The sequence below is a fragment of the Bacteroidota bacterium genome (genome assembly GCA_030017895.1).
GTDB lineage: Bacteria > Bacteroidota > Ignavibacteria > UBA10030 > BY39 > JASEGV01.
This window is the reverse complement of record JASEGV010000001.1, coordinates 1-16499: the sequence shown is the minus strand read 5'-3', so window position 1 is coordinate 16499 and position 16499 is coordinate 1. Positions and strand designations below refer to the sequence as shown.

Annotated in this window: 16 protein-coding genes and 1 tRNA gene; 10 read left to right on the top strand and 7 right to left on the bottom strand. The window is 37.8% G+C overall.

Annotated features, from left to right (window positions below):
- Window positions 1-3: 3 nt before the first annotated feature.
- The 7 genes from QME58_00085 to QME58_00055 all read left to right on the top strand — a co-directional run bounded on the left by QME58_00085 (window position 4) and on the right by QME58_00055 (window position 7095).
- Window positions 4-882 carry an NAD(+)/NADH kinase gene (locus tag QME58_00085; GenBank protein MDI6802232.1) on the top strand — a complete coding sequence of 293 codons (879 nt, stop codon included), beginning with the start codon at window positions 4-6 and terminating at the stop codon, window positions 880-882.
- Between the two features lie 2 nt (window positions 883-884).
- The gene (gene radA, locus QME58_00080) at window positions 885-2237 is read left to right on the top strand and encodes a DNA repair protein RadA (GenBank protein MDI6802231.1); all 1353 of its coding nucleotides are present in this window, start codon (window positions 885-887) and stop codon (window positions 2235-2237) included.
- 4 nt (window positions 2238-2241) lie between these two features.
- Window positions 2242-2832: an XTP/dITP diphosphatase gene (locus tag QME58_00075; protein MDI6802230.1), complete on the top strand. Its 591-nt coding sequence runs from the start codon at window positions 2242-2244 to the stop codon at window positions 2830-2832.
- Between the two features lie 61 nt (window positions 2833-2893).
- Entirely contained in the window at window positions 2894-3751 is an 858-nt protein-coding gene (locus QME58_00070; protein ID MDI6802229.1) for a DUF4905 domain-containing protein, read from the top strand.
- Window positions 3735-4154 (top strand): secondary thiamine-phosphate synthase enzyme YjbQ, encoded by a 420-nt coding sequence (locus tag QME58_00065; protein ID MDI6802228.1) that lies wholly within the window; start codon window positions 3735-3737, stop codon window positions 4152-4154. The genes QME58_00070 and QME58_00065 overlap by 17 nt, the downstream gene beginning before the upstream one ends.
- 7 nt (window positions 4155-4161) lie before the next feature.
- Window positions 4162-5079, top strand: a complete 918-nt coding sequence (locus QME58_00060; protein MDI6802227.1) for a PhzF family phenazine biosynthesis protein — start codon at window positions 4162-4164, stop codon at window positions 5077-5079.
- 9 nt (window positions 5080-5088) lie between these two features.
- Entirely contained in the window at window positions 5089-7095 is a 2007-nt protein-coding gene (locus QME58_00055; protein ID MDI6802226.1) for a (Fe-S)-binding protein, read from the top strand.
- 444 nt (window positions 7096-7539) lie between these two features.
- On the opposite strand, the gene QME58_00050 is transcribed toward QME58_00055, so the two are convergent.
- The 6 genes from QME58_00050 to QME58_00025 form a co-directional block, all read right to left on the bottom strand.
- Window positions 7540-8010, bottom strand: a complete 471-nt coding sequence (locus QME58_00050) for a hypothetical protein (GenBank protein MDI6802225.1) — start codon at window positions 8008-8010, stop codon at window positions 7540-7542.
- 3 nt (window positions 8011-8013) lie between these two features.
- Window positions 8014-8673, bottom strand: a complete 660-nt coding sequence (locus QME58_00045) for an SEC59/DGK1/VTE5 family protein (protein ID MDI6802224.1) — start codon at window positions 8671-8673, stop codon at window positions 8014-8016.
- Complete coding sequence (ftsH, locus tag QME58_00040) at window positions 8674-10680, bottom strand: ATP-dependent zinc metalloprotease FtsH (GenBank protein MDI6802223.1); 2007 nt, start codon at window positions 10678-10680, stop codon at window positions 8674-8676.
- A 1-nt stretch (window position 10681) separates the two neighbouring features.
- Window positions 10682-11230, bottom strand: a complete 549-nt coding sequence (hpt, locus tag QME58_00035; GenBank protein MDI6802222.1) for a hypoxanthine phosphoribosyltransferase — start codon at window positions 11228-11230, stop codon at window positions 10682-10684.
- A gap of 6 nt (window positions 11231-11236) precedes the next feature.
- Entirely contained in the window at window positions 11237-12622 is a 1386-nt protein-coding gene (tilS, locus tag QME58_00030) for a tRNA lysidine(34) synthetase TilS (protein ID MDI6802221.1), read from the bottom strand.
- 90 nt (window positions 12623-12712) lie between these two features.
- A tRNA-Met gene (locus QME58_00025) sits at window positions 12713-12786 on the bottom strand.
- Window positions 12787-12879: 93 nt separating this feature from the next.
- On the opposite strand from QME58_00025, the gene hpnC reads away from it, so the two are divergent.
- The 3 genes from hpnC to hpnE are packed head-to-tail and all read left to right on the top strand — an operon-like array spanning window position 12880 to window position 15964.
- Window positions 12880-13794: a squalene synthase HpnC gene (gene hpnC, locus QME58_00020; protein ID MDI6802220.1), complete on the top strand. Its 915-nt coding sequence runs from the start codon at window positions 12880-12882 to the stop codon at window positions 13792-13794.
- The gene (gene hpnD / locus QME58_00015; GenBank protein MDI6802219.1) at window positions 13779-14627 is read left to right on the top strand and encodes a presqualene diphosphate synthase HpnD; all 849 of its coding nucleotides are present in this window, start codon (window positions 13779-13781) and stop codon (window positions 14625-14627) included. Before hpnC ends, hpnD begins: the two co-directional genes overlap by 16 nt.
- Window positions 14624-15964 carry a hydroxysqualene dehydroxylase HpnE gene (gene hpnE / locus QME58_00010; protein ID MDI6802218.1) on the top strand — a complete coding sequence of 447 codons (1341 nt, stop codon included), beginning with the start codon at window positions 14624-14626 and terminating at the stop codon, window positions 15962-15964. The genes hpnD and hpnE overlap by 4 nt, the downstream gene beginning before the upstream one ends.
- 40 nt (window positions 15965-16004) lie before the next feature.
- Here the strand turns inward: hpnE and QME58_00005 are convergent, their stop codons facing one another.
- Window positions 16005-16460, bottom strand: a complete 456-nt coding sequence (locus tag QME58_00005; protein MDI6802217.1) for a transposase — start codon at window positions 16458-16460, stop codon at window positions 16005-16007.
- Window positions 16461-16499 lie beyond the last annotated feature (39 nt).

Sequence of the window (16499 nt, the reverse complement as noted above, 5' to 3'; positions counted from 1 at the left end):
ACTATGAAATTTGGAATTATCGGTAATATTCATAAACCAACTTTATCTGAAGTTGTTATCGATTTGATTTCATATTTTCGTGAAAAAAAAATCGATTTTGTCGTGAGTGATGATGTAGTCGCATTACTTGGTAAGCTCAAACGTTATAATTTTAAAGAAAGTAATATTGCATCATCCAAAGCGCTACCGGCTAATTGCGATGTATTGATTGCATTTGGTGGCGACGGAACTATGCTCGCTGCGGCACGGATTGTCGGCAAACAGCAAACCCCGATTCTCGGAATTAATTTAGGAAAACTTGGTTTTCTTGCCGATGTTACAATAACCGAAATGAAAAAAAGTATACAGTCAATTATCGATCATAATTATCTGATTGAAAACCGTATAGTATTAGAAGCATCTTCCAACGTAAAGAAGAAAAAATATTTTGGGTTGAATGATATTGTGATTGATAGAGGAAATTATAAGCGGGTTATCGAGTTGGAAACTTATGTGAATGGACAATTTTTAGTTCGATACTCTGCTGATGGATTGATAATCACAACACCAACCGGTTCCACAGCTTACTCCCTTGCAGCAGGAGGTCCGGTTGTAACTCCCGGCACTGATGTTTTCGTAATTACTCCTATTGCTGCACATACATTGACTGCACGACCGGTTGTTGTACCGGATAATAGTATTATAAAAGTGATAGTAAAAACCGATGTTCCAATCCATCTTTCAGCTGATGGGCAGGAGGAAGCTTTTTTCAAAACGCCCGTCGAGTTTATCATTCGCAGAGCCAGTTATCAGGTAAAGTTGATAAAGAGGAAAGAACATTCATATTTCGAACTACTGCGTACAAAATTACTTTGGGGAAGAGATATCAGAACAGGTAAATAAAAATGTCGAAAACACATCTGAAATATGTTTGCCAATCGTGTGGGTACGAGTCGCCACGTTGGATTGGAAAATGCCCGAATTGCGAGGAATGGAATACTTTTGTTGAAGAGATATTCAAGACCTCAAGAGGTATTAAAAGTTCAAAGAAAGAAAAATTTGATGTTATACCTCTTTCCGGTGTTGAAACTGCAGAAGAACCACGAATTATAACCGCATTGAATGAGTTCAACAGGGTGTTAGGCGGCGGTATTGTGCACGGATCGGTAACTTTAATAGGTGGTGATCCGGGGATCGGAAAATCAACACTGATGTTGCAGATTGCTGATAGTATCGGCGATAAAATTATTCTTTATGTAACAGGTGAAGAATCGCTGCAACAGTTAAAACTTCGATCTGAACGTCTCAAAGTGGAATCGGCTGATTCTATTTTCCCGATGGCTGAAACCGACCTCGAAAAAGTTGTGAATGTTGTAACACACCAAAAACCTGATATCCTCGTTGTTGACTCGATTCAAACGATGTACCGAAGCGAGTTAGAAAGTTCTCCCGGAAGTGTTGGACAAGTCCGTGAATGCACGGCATTGTTGCAACGTATGGCGAAGGAAAATAATATCGCTATATTTTTAATCGGGCACGTTACGAAGGAAGGAATAATTGCCGGACCAAAAGTAATAGAACACATGGTGGATACTGTTCTCCAATTCGAAGGGGAGCGGCATCACGCATATAGAATTTTGAGGTGTATCAAAAACCGGTTTGGTTCAACGAATGAAATAGGAATTTTTGAAATGCACGATACCGGATTGTGTGAAGTAAAAAATCCATCAGAAGTATTTTTATCAGAGAGGATATTTGGTGCTTCCGGTTCAACGGTTGTCGCAAGTATCGAAGGAACGCGTCCTCTGTTGATCGAAGTGCAAGCTCTTGTTTCGCCAACGAATTATGGAATGCCTCAGCGGAATACAACAGGCATCGATTACCGGAGGTTAGGATTGCTATTGGCTGTGCTCGAAAAACGGGTAGGTGTTCAACTTTCGAATCATGATGTTTTTGTGAATATCGCAGGTGGTTTGCGAACTGATGAACCTGCGGTTGACCTTGGTATCGCTGCTTCGATTGTTTCGAGTTTACGTGATATGCCAGTTGATTCAAAAACGATAGCCGTCGGAGAAGTCGGATTAGGTGGTGAGATACGAACTGTCAGCCAACCCGAACGAAGAATCCAAGAAGCTGATAAATTAGGATTCAATAAAATTATCATTCCAAAAAATAATTTGAAAAATTTTTATAAAAACTCTAACCTCGAGATCATCGGTGTAGAGACGATTAACGATGCCCTGGATAAATTGCTCTAAGTTTATGAAATCGTTAGTTATTGCAAGTAATAACGAGGGCAAAGTTCGTGAGATTAAAGAGATTTTATCCGACCTTTATCTTGAAATTAAAAGTTTAAAAGATTATCCGGAGATTCCTGAAATTATAGAAGATGGGAAGACATTTGAAGAAAATGCGCTGAAAAAAGCACGCGAGGTTTTTAGTATTCTACAATTGCCTATTCTGAGTGATGATTCCGGATTGGAAGTCTATTCACTAAATATGCAACCGGGGGTTTACTCAGCACGTTTTGCCGGTGAACCGAAGGACTATAATAAGAATAATCAAAAACTTTTAAAGTTGTTGAAATATTATTATGATGATAAAAGAAAAGCTCGTTTCCGGTGTGTCGTTGTATTTAAAACTTTTGAAACCGAACACATCGTCGAAGGATTTTGCACAGGCAGGATAATCAATGAATTACGAGGCAGTGGAGGTTTTGGGTATGACCCACTTTTTATACCCGATGGTTATCGGCAAACTTTTGCTGAATTATCACAAGAGATTAAGAACTCAATAAGCCACAGGGGGCGTGCATTCACTCTGATAAAACCATTTATTACAGATTATACTTGATAATGTAAGTCGAGATTGTTATCTTATACCATATTTTTAACGAATTATGATATGGTAACTTTTGCTCTTTAAAAAAAATATAACCAATGTCGTGTGGGAAATCAATTTTTTACACCCAATTTGGCGTCTATTTCCCAATCATCAAAACTGCATTATCACTGAAGTCAGGAACGTTACCGAGAAGGTAGTTTCTTTTTATTGTATCGATGCTGTAACCGGAAAATCGAGATGGGCTGATATTCAGTTATCGCAAACCTGGTGGGTTGGTATCGAGGGGGTTTTCGGTGATGTTGTGATTTTACATGAGTATGAAAGACCCGATTTACCTGCTCACAAAAAAATTATAGTAGTTGATATCAATACCGGCAAAATATTATGGAGCAACAACGAATTGATTTTTGTTTCATCCGACAACAATTATTTAATCGCATCAAGAAACAGTTTTGCTGCTACACAAAAACTGAAACTTAACCTATTAACCGGCGAAACCCTCTGTGAGGTAAGCGAAGATGGATTCAAAAATAGATTAAAAGAATTGAAAATTAATGAACAGCTCTATTATCAAACACCAGCTGAACATTCGATAAACGAGTTGCCAAACGAAACTGTCCATAGATTTATCAAAAAACAAAACAATGCAAGCGATATCGTAGATCCGGTAGAAGTACTCACAAACGTGGCGAATGATGTAAATGTAATAGGATATAGCAGAAAGGTCAACGACGATATCGCGGCACCAACCTATGATGAGTACATTTGTGTTCTAAGTAATAAAAATAAAATTTTCTATACAGATAAAATAATATCGTCGGCGAATATGCCGGTTATTCCAAAATATTTTTGGAAAGGAAATTTTCTGTATTACATAAAAGACAAAACAATATTAAAAGCGGTAAAGTTATATGAGAGTAATAACTGAACATATCGAAATACCGACAAAAGGAAATTCTGAAATTATCAACATTTCAGAAAAGATAAATTCTGTTGTTACTAAATCCGGTATCGGCGATGGGATAGTTAATATATTTGTAGTTGGCTCGACAGCCGGTTTAAGTACAATGGAATATGAGCCCGGTTTGCTAAAAGATTTACCCGAAACTTTCGAAAGAATCGCCCCGATGAAACACCGATACCATCACGACTATACTTGGCATGACGGAAATGGATACGCTCATGTACGGTCGACACTGCTCGGAACATCGTTAACAATCCCGATAGAAAATGGGGCGACTCATTTAGGAGTATGGCAGCAAGTGGTGTTAATCGACTTCGATAATCGTCCCCGCGAACGAAAAATAATTTGCAAAATATTAGGAGTATAAATAATTAATGTTAAATCGTATAAAAATAAAACAAATTGATGCATTCACAACAACTCCTTTTGAAGGAAACCCAGCTGGCGTAGTGAACGATGCAAATAAACTCGATTCAAATCAAATGCAAAAAATAGCGCGCGAAATGAATTTATCGGAGACAGCATTTGTTTTGCCTCCGACCGTCCAGGGAGCCGATTTACAGCTACGCTGGTTTACTCCCCTTAATGAAGTATCCCTATGCGGACATGCAACGATTGCGGCTTTTCATTCGCTTGCTGAAGATGGTTTGTACGGGATGGAAAAGCACGGAAATTATAATTTCAAACTTGAAACAAAATCAGGAATTCTTCCCGTCGAAGTTATTAAATCAGAAGAAAAAATTGGTATCAATTTAGGTTTAATTGTTCCAACTAAATTCGAGCGCTATCAGTCCCAAAAATTAGATATTATTAGAATATTAAACCTTAACATTAGTGATGTAGATCCTAAAATATTAATTCTCCGAGCCGAGTATCTTATCGTGCCGATAAGAAGGTTGCATGTATTATACAGCATAAAGCCAAATTATTTTGCTGTAACTAATTTCTTAAATCAACGAAATTTGCAGGGAATCTGTGTATTTACGCAAGAAACGATTGATAGGGAATCGTTGGTACATTTACGGTTTTTTGCCCCAAACGAAGGAATACAGGAAGACCCGGTAACCGGTTCGGCACACGGACCATTAGCAGTTTATCTTTTTGAAAATAATCTGTTAGCACCCGTCGATGGTGTGGCTACCTATATAGCTGAGCAGGGGGATGTTCTCGGCAGAAAAGGGAGAATAAATGTTACTTTGTCAGTAGAGAATAATAAAGTCCAATCTATAAAAATCGGTGGTTATGCGGTTACTGTCTTCGAGACCGATATGCTTATTCCAAATAAACAATAGAGAAAATATATGACTAACAGTATTGTTTTCATTTTTGTTTTTATTATTTCGATTTCTTTTTTCTTTTATAATGTGAGAAGATTATTTTCGTATTTAAAATTAGGTCGTGAAGAGTATCGAACTGACAAACCATTTCAACGACTCATGCGAGTATTCGTAGTTGCCTTCGGTCAAACCAAACTACTTCGTGAACCATTAGCGGGTTTGATGCACTTTTTTATTTTCTGGGGTTTTGTAGTTTTGTTCAGCGCAATTATCGAATCTATTGGCGAAGGGTTTTATTCTGGATTTTCGTTCTCGTTTTTAGGCACAATTCATCCTCCCCTAATTTTATTACAGGAATTATTTGCTCTTTTGGTCGTTGTATCCATCTTATACGCTTTCATTCGACGAATTATTTTGAAACCAAAACGTTTCGAAAATCATTCATCGGCAGAAGCTTACTTCATTTTAACAATGATTCTGTTTATTATGCTTTCGATGTACGGACAAAGTGCAACAAAAATGCTGATGCACCAATCAGTTTCATCTGCTAATTTTGTTTCAGCTAACTTGTTACCTCTTTTTTCTTTATTTGGTATTGAAACACAAACAATATTTTATCATATCTTTTGGTGGATACATGTCGGCTTGGTTCTTGTATTCCTAAATTATCTTCCTTATTCCAAACACTTACATGTTTTAACCTCGATACCGAACGTTTATTTTTCTAAGTTGACACCAAAGGGAGCACTTAAAACAATAAATTTAAGCGACGAAACATTAACAAAATTTGGTGCATCGGATGTTGAAGATTTTACATGGAAACAATTGTTAGATAGTTACACTTGTACTGAATGCGGCAGATGTGTTGCAGTCTGTCCTGCCAACCTCACAGGGAAACCGTTATCGCCACGTAAGATATTCGAAGATATGCGGCATCGCCTTATTGAAAAAGGTCCGATATGGGCTAAAAACAATCGAACTGAAAAGATAACAGAGCTACAAAGTAATCTAACAAGTTCTCCCAAAAACCAATTGGTGGATGATTATATAAGTGAAGATGAATTATGGGCATGCACAACCTGTATGGCTTGTATGGAAGAATGTCCCGTGATGATAGAGCATGTCGATTCGATTATTGAGATGAGGCGGTATTTGGTTTTGAACGAGTCACGTTTTCCAAAAGAATTGCAAGTTACATTTCAAAATTTAGAACGCAACTATACTCCTTGGGCATTCAGTTCTGCTTCAAGAGCTGATTGGGCTGAAGGTTTGGATGTTCCTGTATTTTCGCAAACTCAAGATGCTGAAATTTTGTTCTGGGTTGGTTGTGCTGGTTCATTCGATGAGCGAGCTAAAAGCGTTACACGAGCAATTGTAAAAATATTACAAAAAGCTGATGTAAAATTTGCAATTCTAGGAAATGAAGAAAAATGTACCGGCGACTCAGCACGCAGAGCGGGGAACGAATATCTTGCCCAAATGCTCATCAACGAGAATGTAACTACGCTGAATAAATATAACATCCGTAAAATTGTAACTGCCTGTCCGCACTGTCTTAATGCACTTAAGAACGAGTATCCTCAGTTTGGCGGTAACTACGAAGTTGTCCACCACACCGATTTTATTTTAAATTTGATAAAAAATGAGAAAATTCGCGTTTCGGCAAATGGTTCTCAGAAAATAACTTACCACGATTCGTGTTACTTAGGCAGGTATAATGATGTGTACGATTCACCACGCGGAGTAATAGAAAATATAACAGGGGATAGATGCCTTGAGATGAAAAGATCAAAGGACAAAGGATTTTGCTGCGGAGCCGGAGGATCAAGAATGTTCATGGAAGAAAATATCGGGAAACGGGTATATCTCGAACGGACTGAAGAAGCACTCGCACTCAACCCGGATATTATCGGCACAGCTTGTCCCTTCTGCTTAACAATGCTTACCGACGGAGTGAAAGATAAGGAAGCGTCCGATAAAGTATCTGTAAAAGATATTGCCGAGTTGGTTGCTGAAGCTCTTGAAAATTGAGACTAAATTCAGATTTATGACCGAGCTTAGGTTTGTATAAATCGGAAATTTTACAAGCTCGTCCCCTCGCCAGATAGATGTAGGGCTGGTTAGTCGAGCGGGCTTTCCAAAAGTTCGCGAAAATCTCGCATGAGGCTGTCTAAAAAGTAAATATTTCTTAGTGTTTCTTAGTGAACTCGGTGACTTAGTGGTAAGAATCCTTTGATTATGATTCAAAAATAAGAGCATCAACACTAAGGTACTAAGAACACTTAGGCACACAAAGACTTTTTAGACAGCCTCACGCTGATAAAAAAAGACCGATGAATCGGTCTCGGCATAGTTTGCATCGTAAACGATGCTTTGTTCGGTCAGCATCATCGTTCACGGTGTTGCGTGGTCCTTAACAGTAAAATTGTGCATCATATTTTTTTAATGCTTCAAAGGTTCTAAAAATATTTGTGGTTATTTAGTAATATACATTTTCGAGAGGTAGGTTCTCAATTCATCAAAACTTTTAAAAAATTTTGTAGTGCAGCCTAAAACCCAGCCCGGAATGTCTGACAAGGGAAAACTAGTAACTAAATAAACAGGTTTCCCAAAAAACTTCGCCATCGTTAATTCGCCTTTCGTTCCCGCACCTTTTGCGGCTCCGTTATCCCAATAGCAGATTAAATAATCTGTGTTCTTGGCAATTTCATCGCTGTCGATTTCAACTAATTTTGTAGCTATAGTTTTGTATAGGTCGATATCTTGTATTTTTAATTCCCGGAAATTTACTGAAGGATAGTGCTTCTCGAAAAAAATATTACTTTCATGATTGGGATTAAAACATTCGTGCTCGAGGTTTTGTTCAATCCAGGTTTGGAGTTCTTGCCTCCACTGAAATCCTTCGCCGTCGGCGTATTCCATACCGCCCGATAAATATACTTTCATAGATTATCCAATTATATAGAGGTTTAATGTTGGTAAGAATAGTAAATAGAGCAGCCACATTACAAAGCCGATGCTTATTGGAACTGTGAAGTTATCATCGAGAACTGTGGAAGCTGCTTCAAAAAAAGCTGCAACTATTACTGCAAATGCTGCTATTAAATATTCAGCGTAAAAATAATCGACTTTTGGTGTTAAGAAAATTACAATTAAACCACCGCCGATAAAAGCCAAACTTCCTTCAAGACTTTTCTTGAAAAACTTTCGCTTCCCGAACCGTCTTCCGATTAAGGCGGCTAAAGAATCAGAAATTATTAAAACCGAGAAAGCAGTAACGGTAATAATTTTCGGGAAAATAATTACACAAATTATTGCAGAAATTAAAATATTCGAAGCGCCATTAAGTCGTTTTCGTTTATTGTCTATTTCGTAATCGCGGAGCAGCCAGCCGAAAAATTTATAAAACAGTTTTGCAGCCGGCTGGTAATAATATCTCGCTAAATCGAATACCACAAACAATGCTGTAATTGGAATCAATATGTTCAGCGTTGTTATTTTATCTATGAAAAAATAAACAACAGGGATCGAAAGAGAGCAAAAATGAATGCTTTTCCGTATAAATTCTATCTTATAATTCTTTTCGATATTTTGAATATTTTCGAACATCTATTTTTTATCGACGGACTCAGCATTTTGTGGCGGAGTTGCATCCTGAGTTTTTTCTGCAGTGTGGTTGTTTTCGACAGGGGGCAAAAAATCACCACGAATCAAAATATCGATTTCATTCCCGTCTAAAATTTCGCGCTCAAGCAAAGCTGCTGCTATTACGTGTAGCTTATCAATATTCGCATTGATGAGTTCATCAGAGCGTTGCATACAAGTATCAACTATTTTTTTAATTTCTTGATCAATTGCTACTGCCGTGGCTTCAGAATAATTTCTCGACCTCGTCATTTCACGTCCGAGAAATATTTCTTCTTCTTTCTGTCCATAATTCAGAGGTCCTAACACGTCGCTCATACCCCATTCGCATACCATCTTTCGACTGAGAGCAGTAGCTCGTTCGATGTCATTGCCAGCCCCGGTAGTTAATTTATCGAATACAATTTTTTCTGCTGCTCGTCCACCAAGTGCATAAGTAATCATAGCCATCAAATAATCTTTGGAATATGTATGTTTTTCATCTATAGGAAGATATGTAGTTAAACCTAAAGCTCTTCCACGTGGAATTATTGTTACTTTATGCACAGGGTCGGCTTCGGGTATCATCTTCGCAACCAACACGTGTCCTGACTCGTGGTAAGCAGTTATTTTTTTCTCAGTATCGCTGATTATCATGCTTTTACGTTCAGTTCCCATCATCACTTTATCTTTTGCTTCTTCGAAGTGACGCATGGTAACAGATTGTGAATTTTGCCGGGCAGCTAATAATGCAGCTTCGTTAACAAGATTTGCTAACTCTGCACCTGCAAGTCCGGGCGTTCCTTTCGCCAGCACATCGAGGTGAACATCTTCGGCTAAGGGAATTTTTCGTGTATGGACTTTTAAAATTCCTTCACGTCCCTTCACGTCAGGTCGATCAACTACAACTAATCGATCGAATCGTCCGGGTCGCATCAAAGCAGGATCAAGAACATCGGGTCTGTTAGTAGCAGCTATAATAATAACACCGCTGTTTTGCTCGAACCCATCCATCTCGACGAGTAGAGCATTTAATGTTTGTTCGCGTTCGTCGTGTCCACCACCTAATCCGGCTCCGCGATGACGCCCGACCGCATCAATTTCATCTATAAATATTATACAAGGTGCGCTTTTTTTGCCCGTTTCAAACAAATCTCGCACTCGGCTTGCGCCTACACCTACGAACATTTCCACGAAATCGGCACCTGAAATTGTAAAGAACGGAACACCAGCTTCGCCGGCAACTGCGCGTGCTAATAAAGTTTTTCCCGTGCCTGGAGGTCCAAGCAGTAAAACACCTCGCGGAATTTTACCTCCTAACTTTTGAAACTTGGCAGGTTCTTTTAAAAATTCAATTACTTCCTGCAGTTCAACTTTAGCTTCGTCAGCACCGGCTACATCTTGAAATGTGAAGCGTTGCTGTTCGCTCGTTAGCATCTTAGCTTTACTTTTACCGAACGAAAAAATACCTTTCGTTCCTCCTCCTCCTTGCATTCGCTTCATAAAAAATAACCAAACACCCAATATCAGAATCCAAGGTAGTATGGTTATCAAAGCATTCGTCCATGTACTATCGTCCCGCTCTATCTTATACGCGATACCGGAAGCATTCAATGAATCGATCGTTTCTTTTTCAAGATAAGGAAGATTAGTCCAGAAATTTAGTACCAATGCGTGTTTACCATCTGCGAGTTTTAGAGACCTCTCCCTTTTAAGGACACCGTGCAAGGTATAATGGCCATAATCCGATTTATTAAGGGATGCTTCTTTAATTTCCCTCTGCCTTAAAAGTTCTAAATAATCGGGATAAGCGAGCTCGAATTCTTTGGTTCCTGTGGTTTTGGCGATAGCCATGATGAAGAAGATAGTTACAAGTATCCCTAACCAAGTTAGCATCACGCGGCCTAATTTATCCCAATTAAAATCATCTCCACTTTTAGGATTTTTACCGGGTTTTAATTTATTTTGTTTTTTTGGATTTTTGTATTCCATATTATTTGTTTTCTGCTAATTTATAGATTGCTCGTAAGTGTCTGATCCGTTGTGCATAATCGAGTCCGTAACCAACCACGAAGTATGTAGGTATTTTAAAGCCTACATAATCGATTGAAAAATTTATTCTTGCAACATCCTTTTTTAGCAACAGCGTTACGACTTTCAGTGTCTTTGGGTTTTGTTTATGAATTAAATTTTTAATAAAGTCGATAGATAAACCGGAATCTACAATATCCTCGACGATAATTATATCTCTGCCTTCAATCTGACAGTTCAATTCCTTTAACATTTTTATATTCCCTGAACTTATCTTAGCATCACCGTAGCTGGATAGTTTCAGAAAATCGACTTCACAATCAATGCTAAGCTGGCGGACCAAGTCGGAGAAGAAGATAAACGACCCATTTAAAACACCTATAAAAATTGGAATGCTGCCTTTATAGTCTTTACTTATTTTCTTAGCGAGCTGCGATATTCTCTTCTTCAGTCTTGCTTCCGAAATAAACAACTTAAACCGGTCGTTGTTGATTGTAAATTCTTTTTTCATATTTGGTTAGTTTTTAATATTGAATGTAAGTTTTAATATTCTCTTTGATGAATCTGTTATTTTAAATCTATCATCTAATCGCAAACCACAGACCCATACAATCTCGCCATCAGATTCGAGGATTGGAATTGAATTCTTGTTAAATATCGGAATTTTTTCGTCGATAAAAAAATCGCTTATTTTTTTCTTTCCCTGCATTCCAAAAGGAAGAAACCAATCGCCATCGCGCCAATTCCTCAAAATCAATTTTTCTCCGGATAAATCGGCATCAATAAATTCGATAGCAGAATTTGTATCGAATATTGCTTCATCAACAAACTCTGATGAAAAGTAATATTTATCTAAATCATAGCTGTTGTTTATCTGAATTTCATGTCTGAACGGTTTAGGTTGTCTTATATGTTTGAAAACGCCTCTGTTTCTATCTTTGTAGAAAACAATATCCGATTTTATTGAACAAGCTGTCCCGGTTTCCGATTTTGTTGTTTTATGTATCGCACGAACTGTAGTAAAACTTATTTCACCTTGAGTAAAATCTTTTGCAATTTTATTCAAGAAATGTTCTTGAATGAACTCGGGTTTGCTGTGGAGTTTATCCAAGTCAATAACAATTTCTTCATCTTCCAACTTCTGACTAATAATTTCGGGGAGTTGGCGGCGCACTTCTTCAGTTAAAAAATCTTCAAGCTCCGAAAATAGAATTCCCGTTCTTCCTAAAGTAGCTGAAATGTTCGGATTAATATTTTCGCGTATCGTCGGTAGCAGCTTGAGCCGGATAAAATTTCTCAAATAATCGGTTTTTAAATTTGAAGAATCGACGCGGTAAGGAATTCGGTTTTCTAAAGCGTAAGTTTCAATATCCAATCGAGATGCGAAGAGCAGTGGACGTATTACACCGTTATCTGCGCGTGAAACCGGAATACCGGTTAATCCATGAACACCAGCGCCTCGGAAAATATTAATCAACATCGTTTCTGCATTGTCGTCGGCGTTATGCCCAACAGCGATTTTTGAAAAACCGCTTGAAGCGCGAACCTTAGAAAAAAAATTATATCGTAAATTGCGGGCAGCCTCTTGAAGCGAGAGCTTCTTACTTTCAGCAACCAATGTAGTATTTACCCTCTCGATGTAACAGTCGATTCCATAATTCTTGCCTATCTGGCGAACAAAATCTTCATCCTCATCCGATTCTCTCCCTCGCAATTGATGGTTGAGATGTATCAGAGCTAATGATAATTTCCACCTGTCTTTTAGTTTGTAGAGAGTATCTAAAAGAACTGTTGAATCGATACCACCGCTTACAGCCAGGATAATCTTTTCTCCCTGCCGCATTAATTGATTTGCGAGGATGAATTGGTTCATCGATTCTATGAATGGACTATTTGATTGCATGATTTTAAAAGATTCAAGACTATGTTTAAAAAAAACCCTCTCAGCCTCCTTCTGAAATTCAAAGCGACTGAAAGGCAATTTATGAATCAGTAGCGGGAGAGGGATTCGAACCCACGACCTACGGATTATGATTCCGACGCTCTAACCAGCTGAGCTATCCCGCCATTTTTACGCTCAAAATATAGAAATATTCCATTAAAAATGCAAGGATTCGGAATTGCCTTTCTTCATTAAGTTTCTTATGTTTGACATACATTATGACAAAAAATAGAATCAAAACCAGTTATTCAGCCGACGAAGCGTTCGCTTATGTCGCTGATGTTACTCTAAAGCATTACGAGAACTTCCCTGTTGCTTCACTTTTTCTACCAGCCGAAAAAAGACCATACATACAAAGTATCTATGCTTTTGCTCGCACTGCCGACGATTTCGCCGATGAGGATTCACTCGATTCGCATACACGATTGCAAAAATTAGATGAGTGGGAGCTTCAATTAAAAGAATGCTACCAAGGCAAAGCAGAACATCCGATTTTTATTGCACTGCACGAAACTGTTTCTAAATTATCAATCCCAATTGAACCGTTATCCGATTTGTTGAAAGCTTTCAAGCAGGATGTTCAAAAAAATAGTTACAAGAATTTTAATGAACTGTTGGATTATTGCAAATATTCAGCTAATCCGGTGGGAAGGTTAGTATTGATGATTTTTGGTTATAAAGATGAAGATTATTTTAAGCTGTCGGATAAAATATGCACCGCTCTACAACTAACAAATTTTTATCAGGATGTAAAGGTTGATTTACAAAAAAATAGGATTTATATTCCAGAAGACGAGATTCACAGTTTCGGATATAGTACGAACGAACTGACAAAACACATTTATAACGATGCGTATAAAAAATTAATGAAACACCAAATCGAAAGAACACGATCACTTTTTTACGAAGGGGCGCAACTCCCGCTTCTAGTTGATAAAGATTTACAATTAGAATTGAAATTAGTTTGGTTCGGTGGAATATCGATACTCAATAAAATAGAAAAAAGAAAATATAACATGTTTTCAAAGCATGTTAAATTAAGTTCATTAAATAAAGTGGTGATATTTTTAAGAGGATTGTTTTATAACGATATATCAAAATACAGGAGGAGGAGTTTGTGGGATCTGACTTAACGGCGATTATTACACGAGGGAGCCAATCGAGTTTCTTATATTCTTTTTCGTTTCTTCCTAAAGACCAACGTAACGCACTCAATACTGTTTATGCTTTTTGCCGCACTACCGATGATATAGTTGATAGCGAAGCGGATAGAGATAAAAAAACAATATTTTTACGCAAGTGGCGAATCGAACTCGGTAAAGCGTTAAGAGGCGAATCCCGGTTCGCTATCCTTAATCAACTCGCTGAAGTTACAAAAAAGTTTAATATACCTACTCAACATTTTTATGAACTTATTCAAGGTGTTGAAATGGATTTAACCCAAACACGTATTGAGAATTTTGGGCAATTAAAAAAATACTGTTATTTAGTAGCCTCGACTGTTGGTTTGATGAGTATAAAAATATTCGGACCTACTAACGAGCGGGTGGAAAAGTATGCTGAAAATTTGGGAATCGCTTTACAGCTTACAAACATTCTTCGCGATATTAAAGCCGATGCAAAGATAAACCGGATTTATATTCCACAAGAGGACTTAAAACGTTTCGGATACACTGAAGAAAATATTTTAAATAACGATTACAATTCGAACTTTATCAACCTAATGGAGTTTGAAACAAAACGCGCTGAAGAGTTTTATAGCGCAGCACAGAACTCGTTGAAACAAGAAGATAAACGATTTTTATTCGCACCCAAAATTATGGAACGGATTTATTATCATACTCTTCTTCGAATCAAAGCAAATCGTTATAATGTTTACAAAAAGAGTTTAAAGTTGCCCCGGTATTTACAACTTATGATCGCCATCAAATATTGGGTTAAACTTCGCCTGCTGAAAACTGTATGACAGCCGATGTAATCGTAATCGGAGGGGGATTAAGCGGTTTGGCTGCTGCAATAAAACTTTCGCTATCCGGTGCTAAAGTCGTTTTACTTGAACAGAAATCCATATTAGGCGGGCGGACTTACTCGTTTACTGACTCCAAAACTGGAGATGAAGTAGATAACGGACAGCATATACTTGTAGGTGCTTATCACAAAACATTAAAATATTTGGAATTAATCGGGACGAAGCATTTCCTGAAGCGACAAAGTAAACCCCGCTTATATTTTCACCATCAGCAAAAAGGTTTGCATATTTTCGAGATATCAAATCTCCCCAAGCCGTTCGATATTACTGCCGCGATGTTGAATTACAAAATACTCTCATTCCGCGAAAGGAATAAATTGTTAAGGGTTGGGTTAGAATTAAAGCGATGGAACGAGAAGTTTGAGAGAAAACTTTCTCAGTTATCTGTCGATTCGTGGCTCGATAGTTTGAACCAAAGCGATGAAGCCAAACGAAGCTTTTGGAATCCGATTGTAATTTCAGTAATGAACGAAACACCCAGCAGGGCTTCGGCTTTATTATTTGCACGTTCCTTGAGGAATACATTTTTAGATAAAAAGATTGATGCCGATGTTTTAATTCCAACTGTAGGACAAACAAAACTATATGTAGAACAAGCTGTTGAGTTGTTGAAGAAAAATAAATCGGAAGTGATAACGAATGCGAAAGTAAAATCAATCATCGTTTCAGATGGGGCAGCAGTTGGGGTAGAGGCTGTTAAAAAGATAAAGTCGAAATATATCATCAGTTCGGTGCCGTATTACAATGTAGCTCAACTAATTCCGAAAAATTATTTGAATCATATTATGTTCAATGAGCTAAATTTATTTGAATCGTCGCCGATAGTTTCTATTAATTTGTGGTTCGATAAAAATGTGATTGACATTGAGTTTGTTGGATTGATAAATCGAAATCTGCAATGGATTTTTAACAGACGCAGGATAAGTGAGGATACCACAAAGCCGGAAAATTATATCTCGGCGGTTATCAGCGCAGCAAGAGATGAAATTAAATTAACAAAAGATGAGTTAGTAAAAATGGCTGTCGGAGAATTAAAGGAAGTATTTCCTGATTGTCGGAATGCACAGCTCACAAATGCGATTGTCATAAAAGAAAAACGAGCTACTTATTCAGCCACTAACGAGGTTGAGAGCATCCGGCCGAATCCCACAACGCCGATAAAGAATTTTTATTTAGCCGGCGATTGGACGAACACCGGCTTACCCGCAACAATCGAGGGAGCAATTCAAAGCGGGTTTAAATGTGCTGAGTTAGTAATTTCCTCAAAACAGTAAGTTTTAATTTTAGGGTCTTCGCGTACTCGAGTGGGTCATTTTATATCTCCTTGAGCATGCAAGTAAGAATTTTCAAACGCAAATACTCTTCATCTCTTAAACCGTAAGCCCTTCTTTGTATTACTCTAATTTTATTATTCAGTCCCTCGACAAAACCTAAAGAGACTTTGTTTTCCGTTCTGCTATATGCAGCAATACCTTCCCAATGTCGTTCAATCATCTTGGCAAATTTTTCATACGGTTCTAGCCGCTGCCATTTTAACGCATCCTTCCAGTTATCGAAAAAACGTCTTGCCCATCCTTCTGTCTGATAACTCCATAATTGACCAAAACTTTCTTTAAGCAAGTACGCTGTATTGATACGCTTGTTGACTTTCAATAGCTTCTTCAACGACTTGCGTCCGTCCAAAGTAAGATTTTCACTATTGGATAAAAGTGTATATTTCTGTCCCTTAATATACGAACGGTCATTGCCGGTAAGGGCAGTTCCAAAAATTCAAATATAAGTTTAGTGTTATAGATTTTATCGTCGTGT

Coding starts and splice junctions, on each gene's coding strand:
- QME58_00085 (MDI6802232.1), top strand. CDS start 4: ATGAAATTTGGAATTATCGGTAATATTCATAAACCAACTTTATCTGAA.
- radA (MDI6802231.1), top strand. CDS start 885: ATGTCGAAAACACATCTGAAATATGTTTGCCAATCGTGTGGGTACGAG.
- QME58_00075 (MDI6802230.1), top strand. CDS start 2,242: ATGAAATCGTTAGTTATTGCAAGTAATAACGAGGGCAAAGTTCGTGAG.
- QME58_00065 (MDI6802228.1), top strand. CDS start 3,735: ATGAGAGTAATAACTGAACATATCGAAATACCGACAAAAGGAAATTCT.
- QME58_00060 (MDI6802227.1), top strand. CDS start 4,162: ATGTTAAATCGTATAAAAATAAAACAAATTGATGCATTCACAACAACT.
- QME58_00055 (MDI6802226.1), top strand. CDS start 5,089: ATGACTAACAGTATTGTTTTCATTTTTGTTTTTATTATTTCGATTTCT.
- QME58_00050 (MDI6802225.1), bottom strand. CDS start 8,010: ATGAAAGTATATTTATCGGGCGGTATGGAATACGCCGACGGCGAAGGA.
- QME58_00045 (MDI6802224.1), bottom strand. CDS start 8,673: ATGTTCGAAAATATTCAAAATATCGAAAAGAATTATAAGATAGAATTT.
- ftsH (MDI6802223.1), bottom strand. CDS start 10,680: ATGGAATACAAAAATCCAAAAAAACAAAATAAATTAAAACCCGGTAAA.
- hpt (MDI6802222.1), bottom strand. CDS start 11,230: ATGAAAAAAGAATTTACAATCAACAACGACCGGTTTAAGTTGTTTATT.
- tilS (MDI6802221.1), bottom strand. CDS start 12,622: ATGCAATCAAATAGTCCATTCATAGAATCGATGAACCAATTCATCCTC.
- hpnC (MDI6802220.1), top strand. CDS start 12,880: ATGACAAAAAATAGAATCAAAACCAGTTATTCAGCCGACGAAGCGTTC.
- hpnE (MDI6802218.1), top strand. CDS start 14,624: ATGACAGCCGATGTAATCGTAATCGGAGGGGGATTAAGCGGTTTGGCT.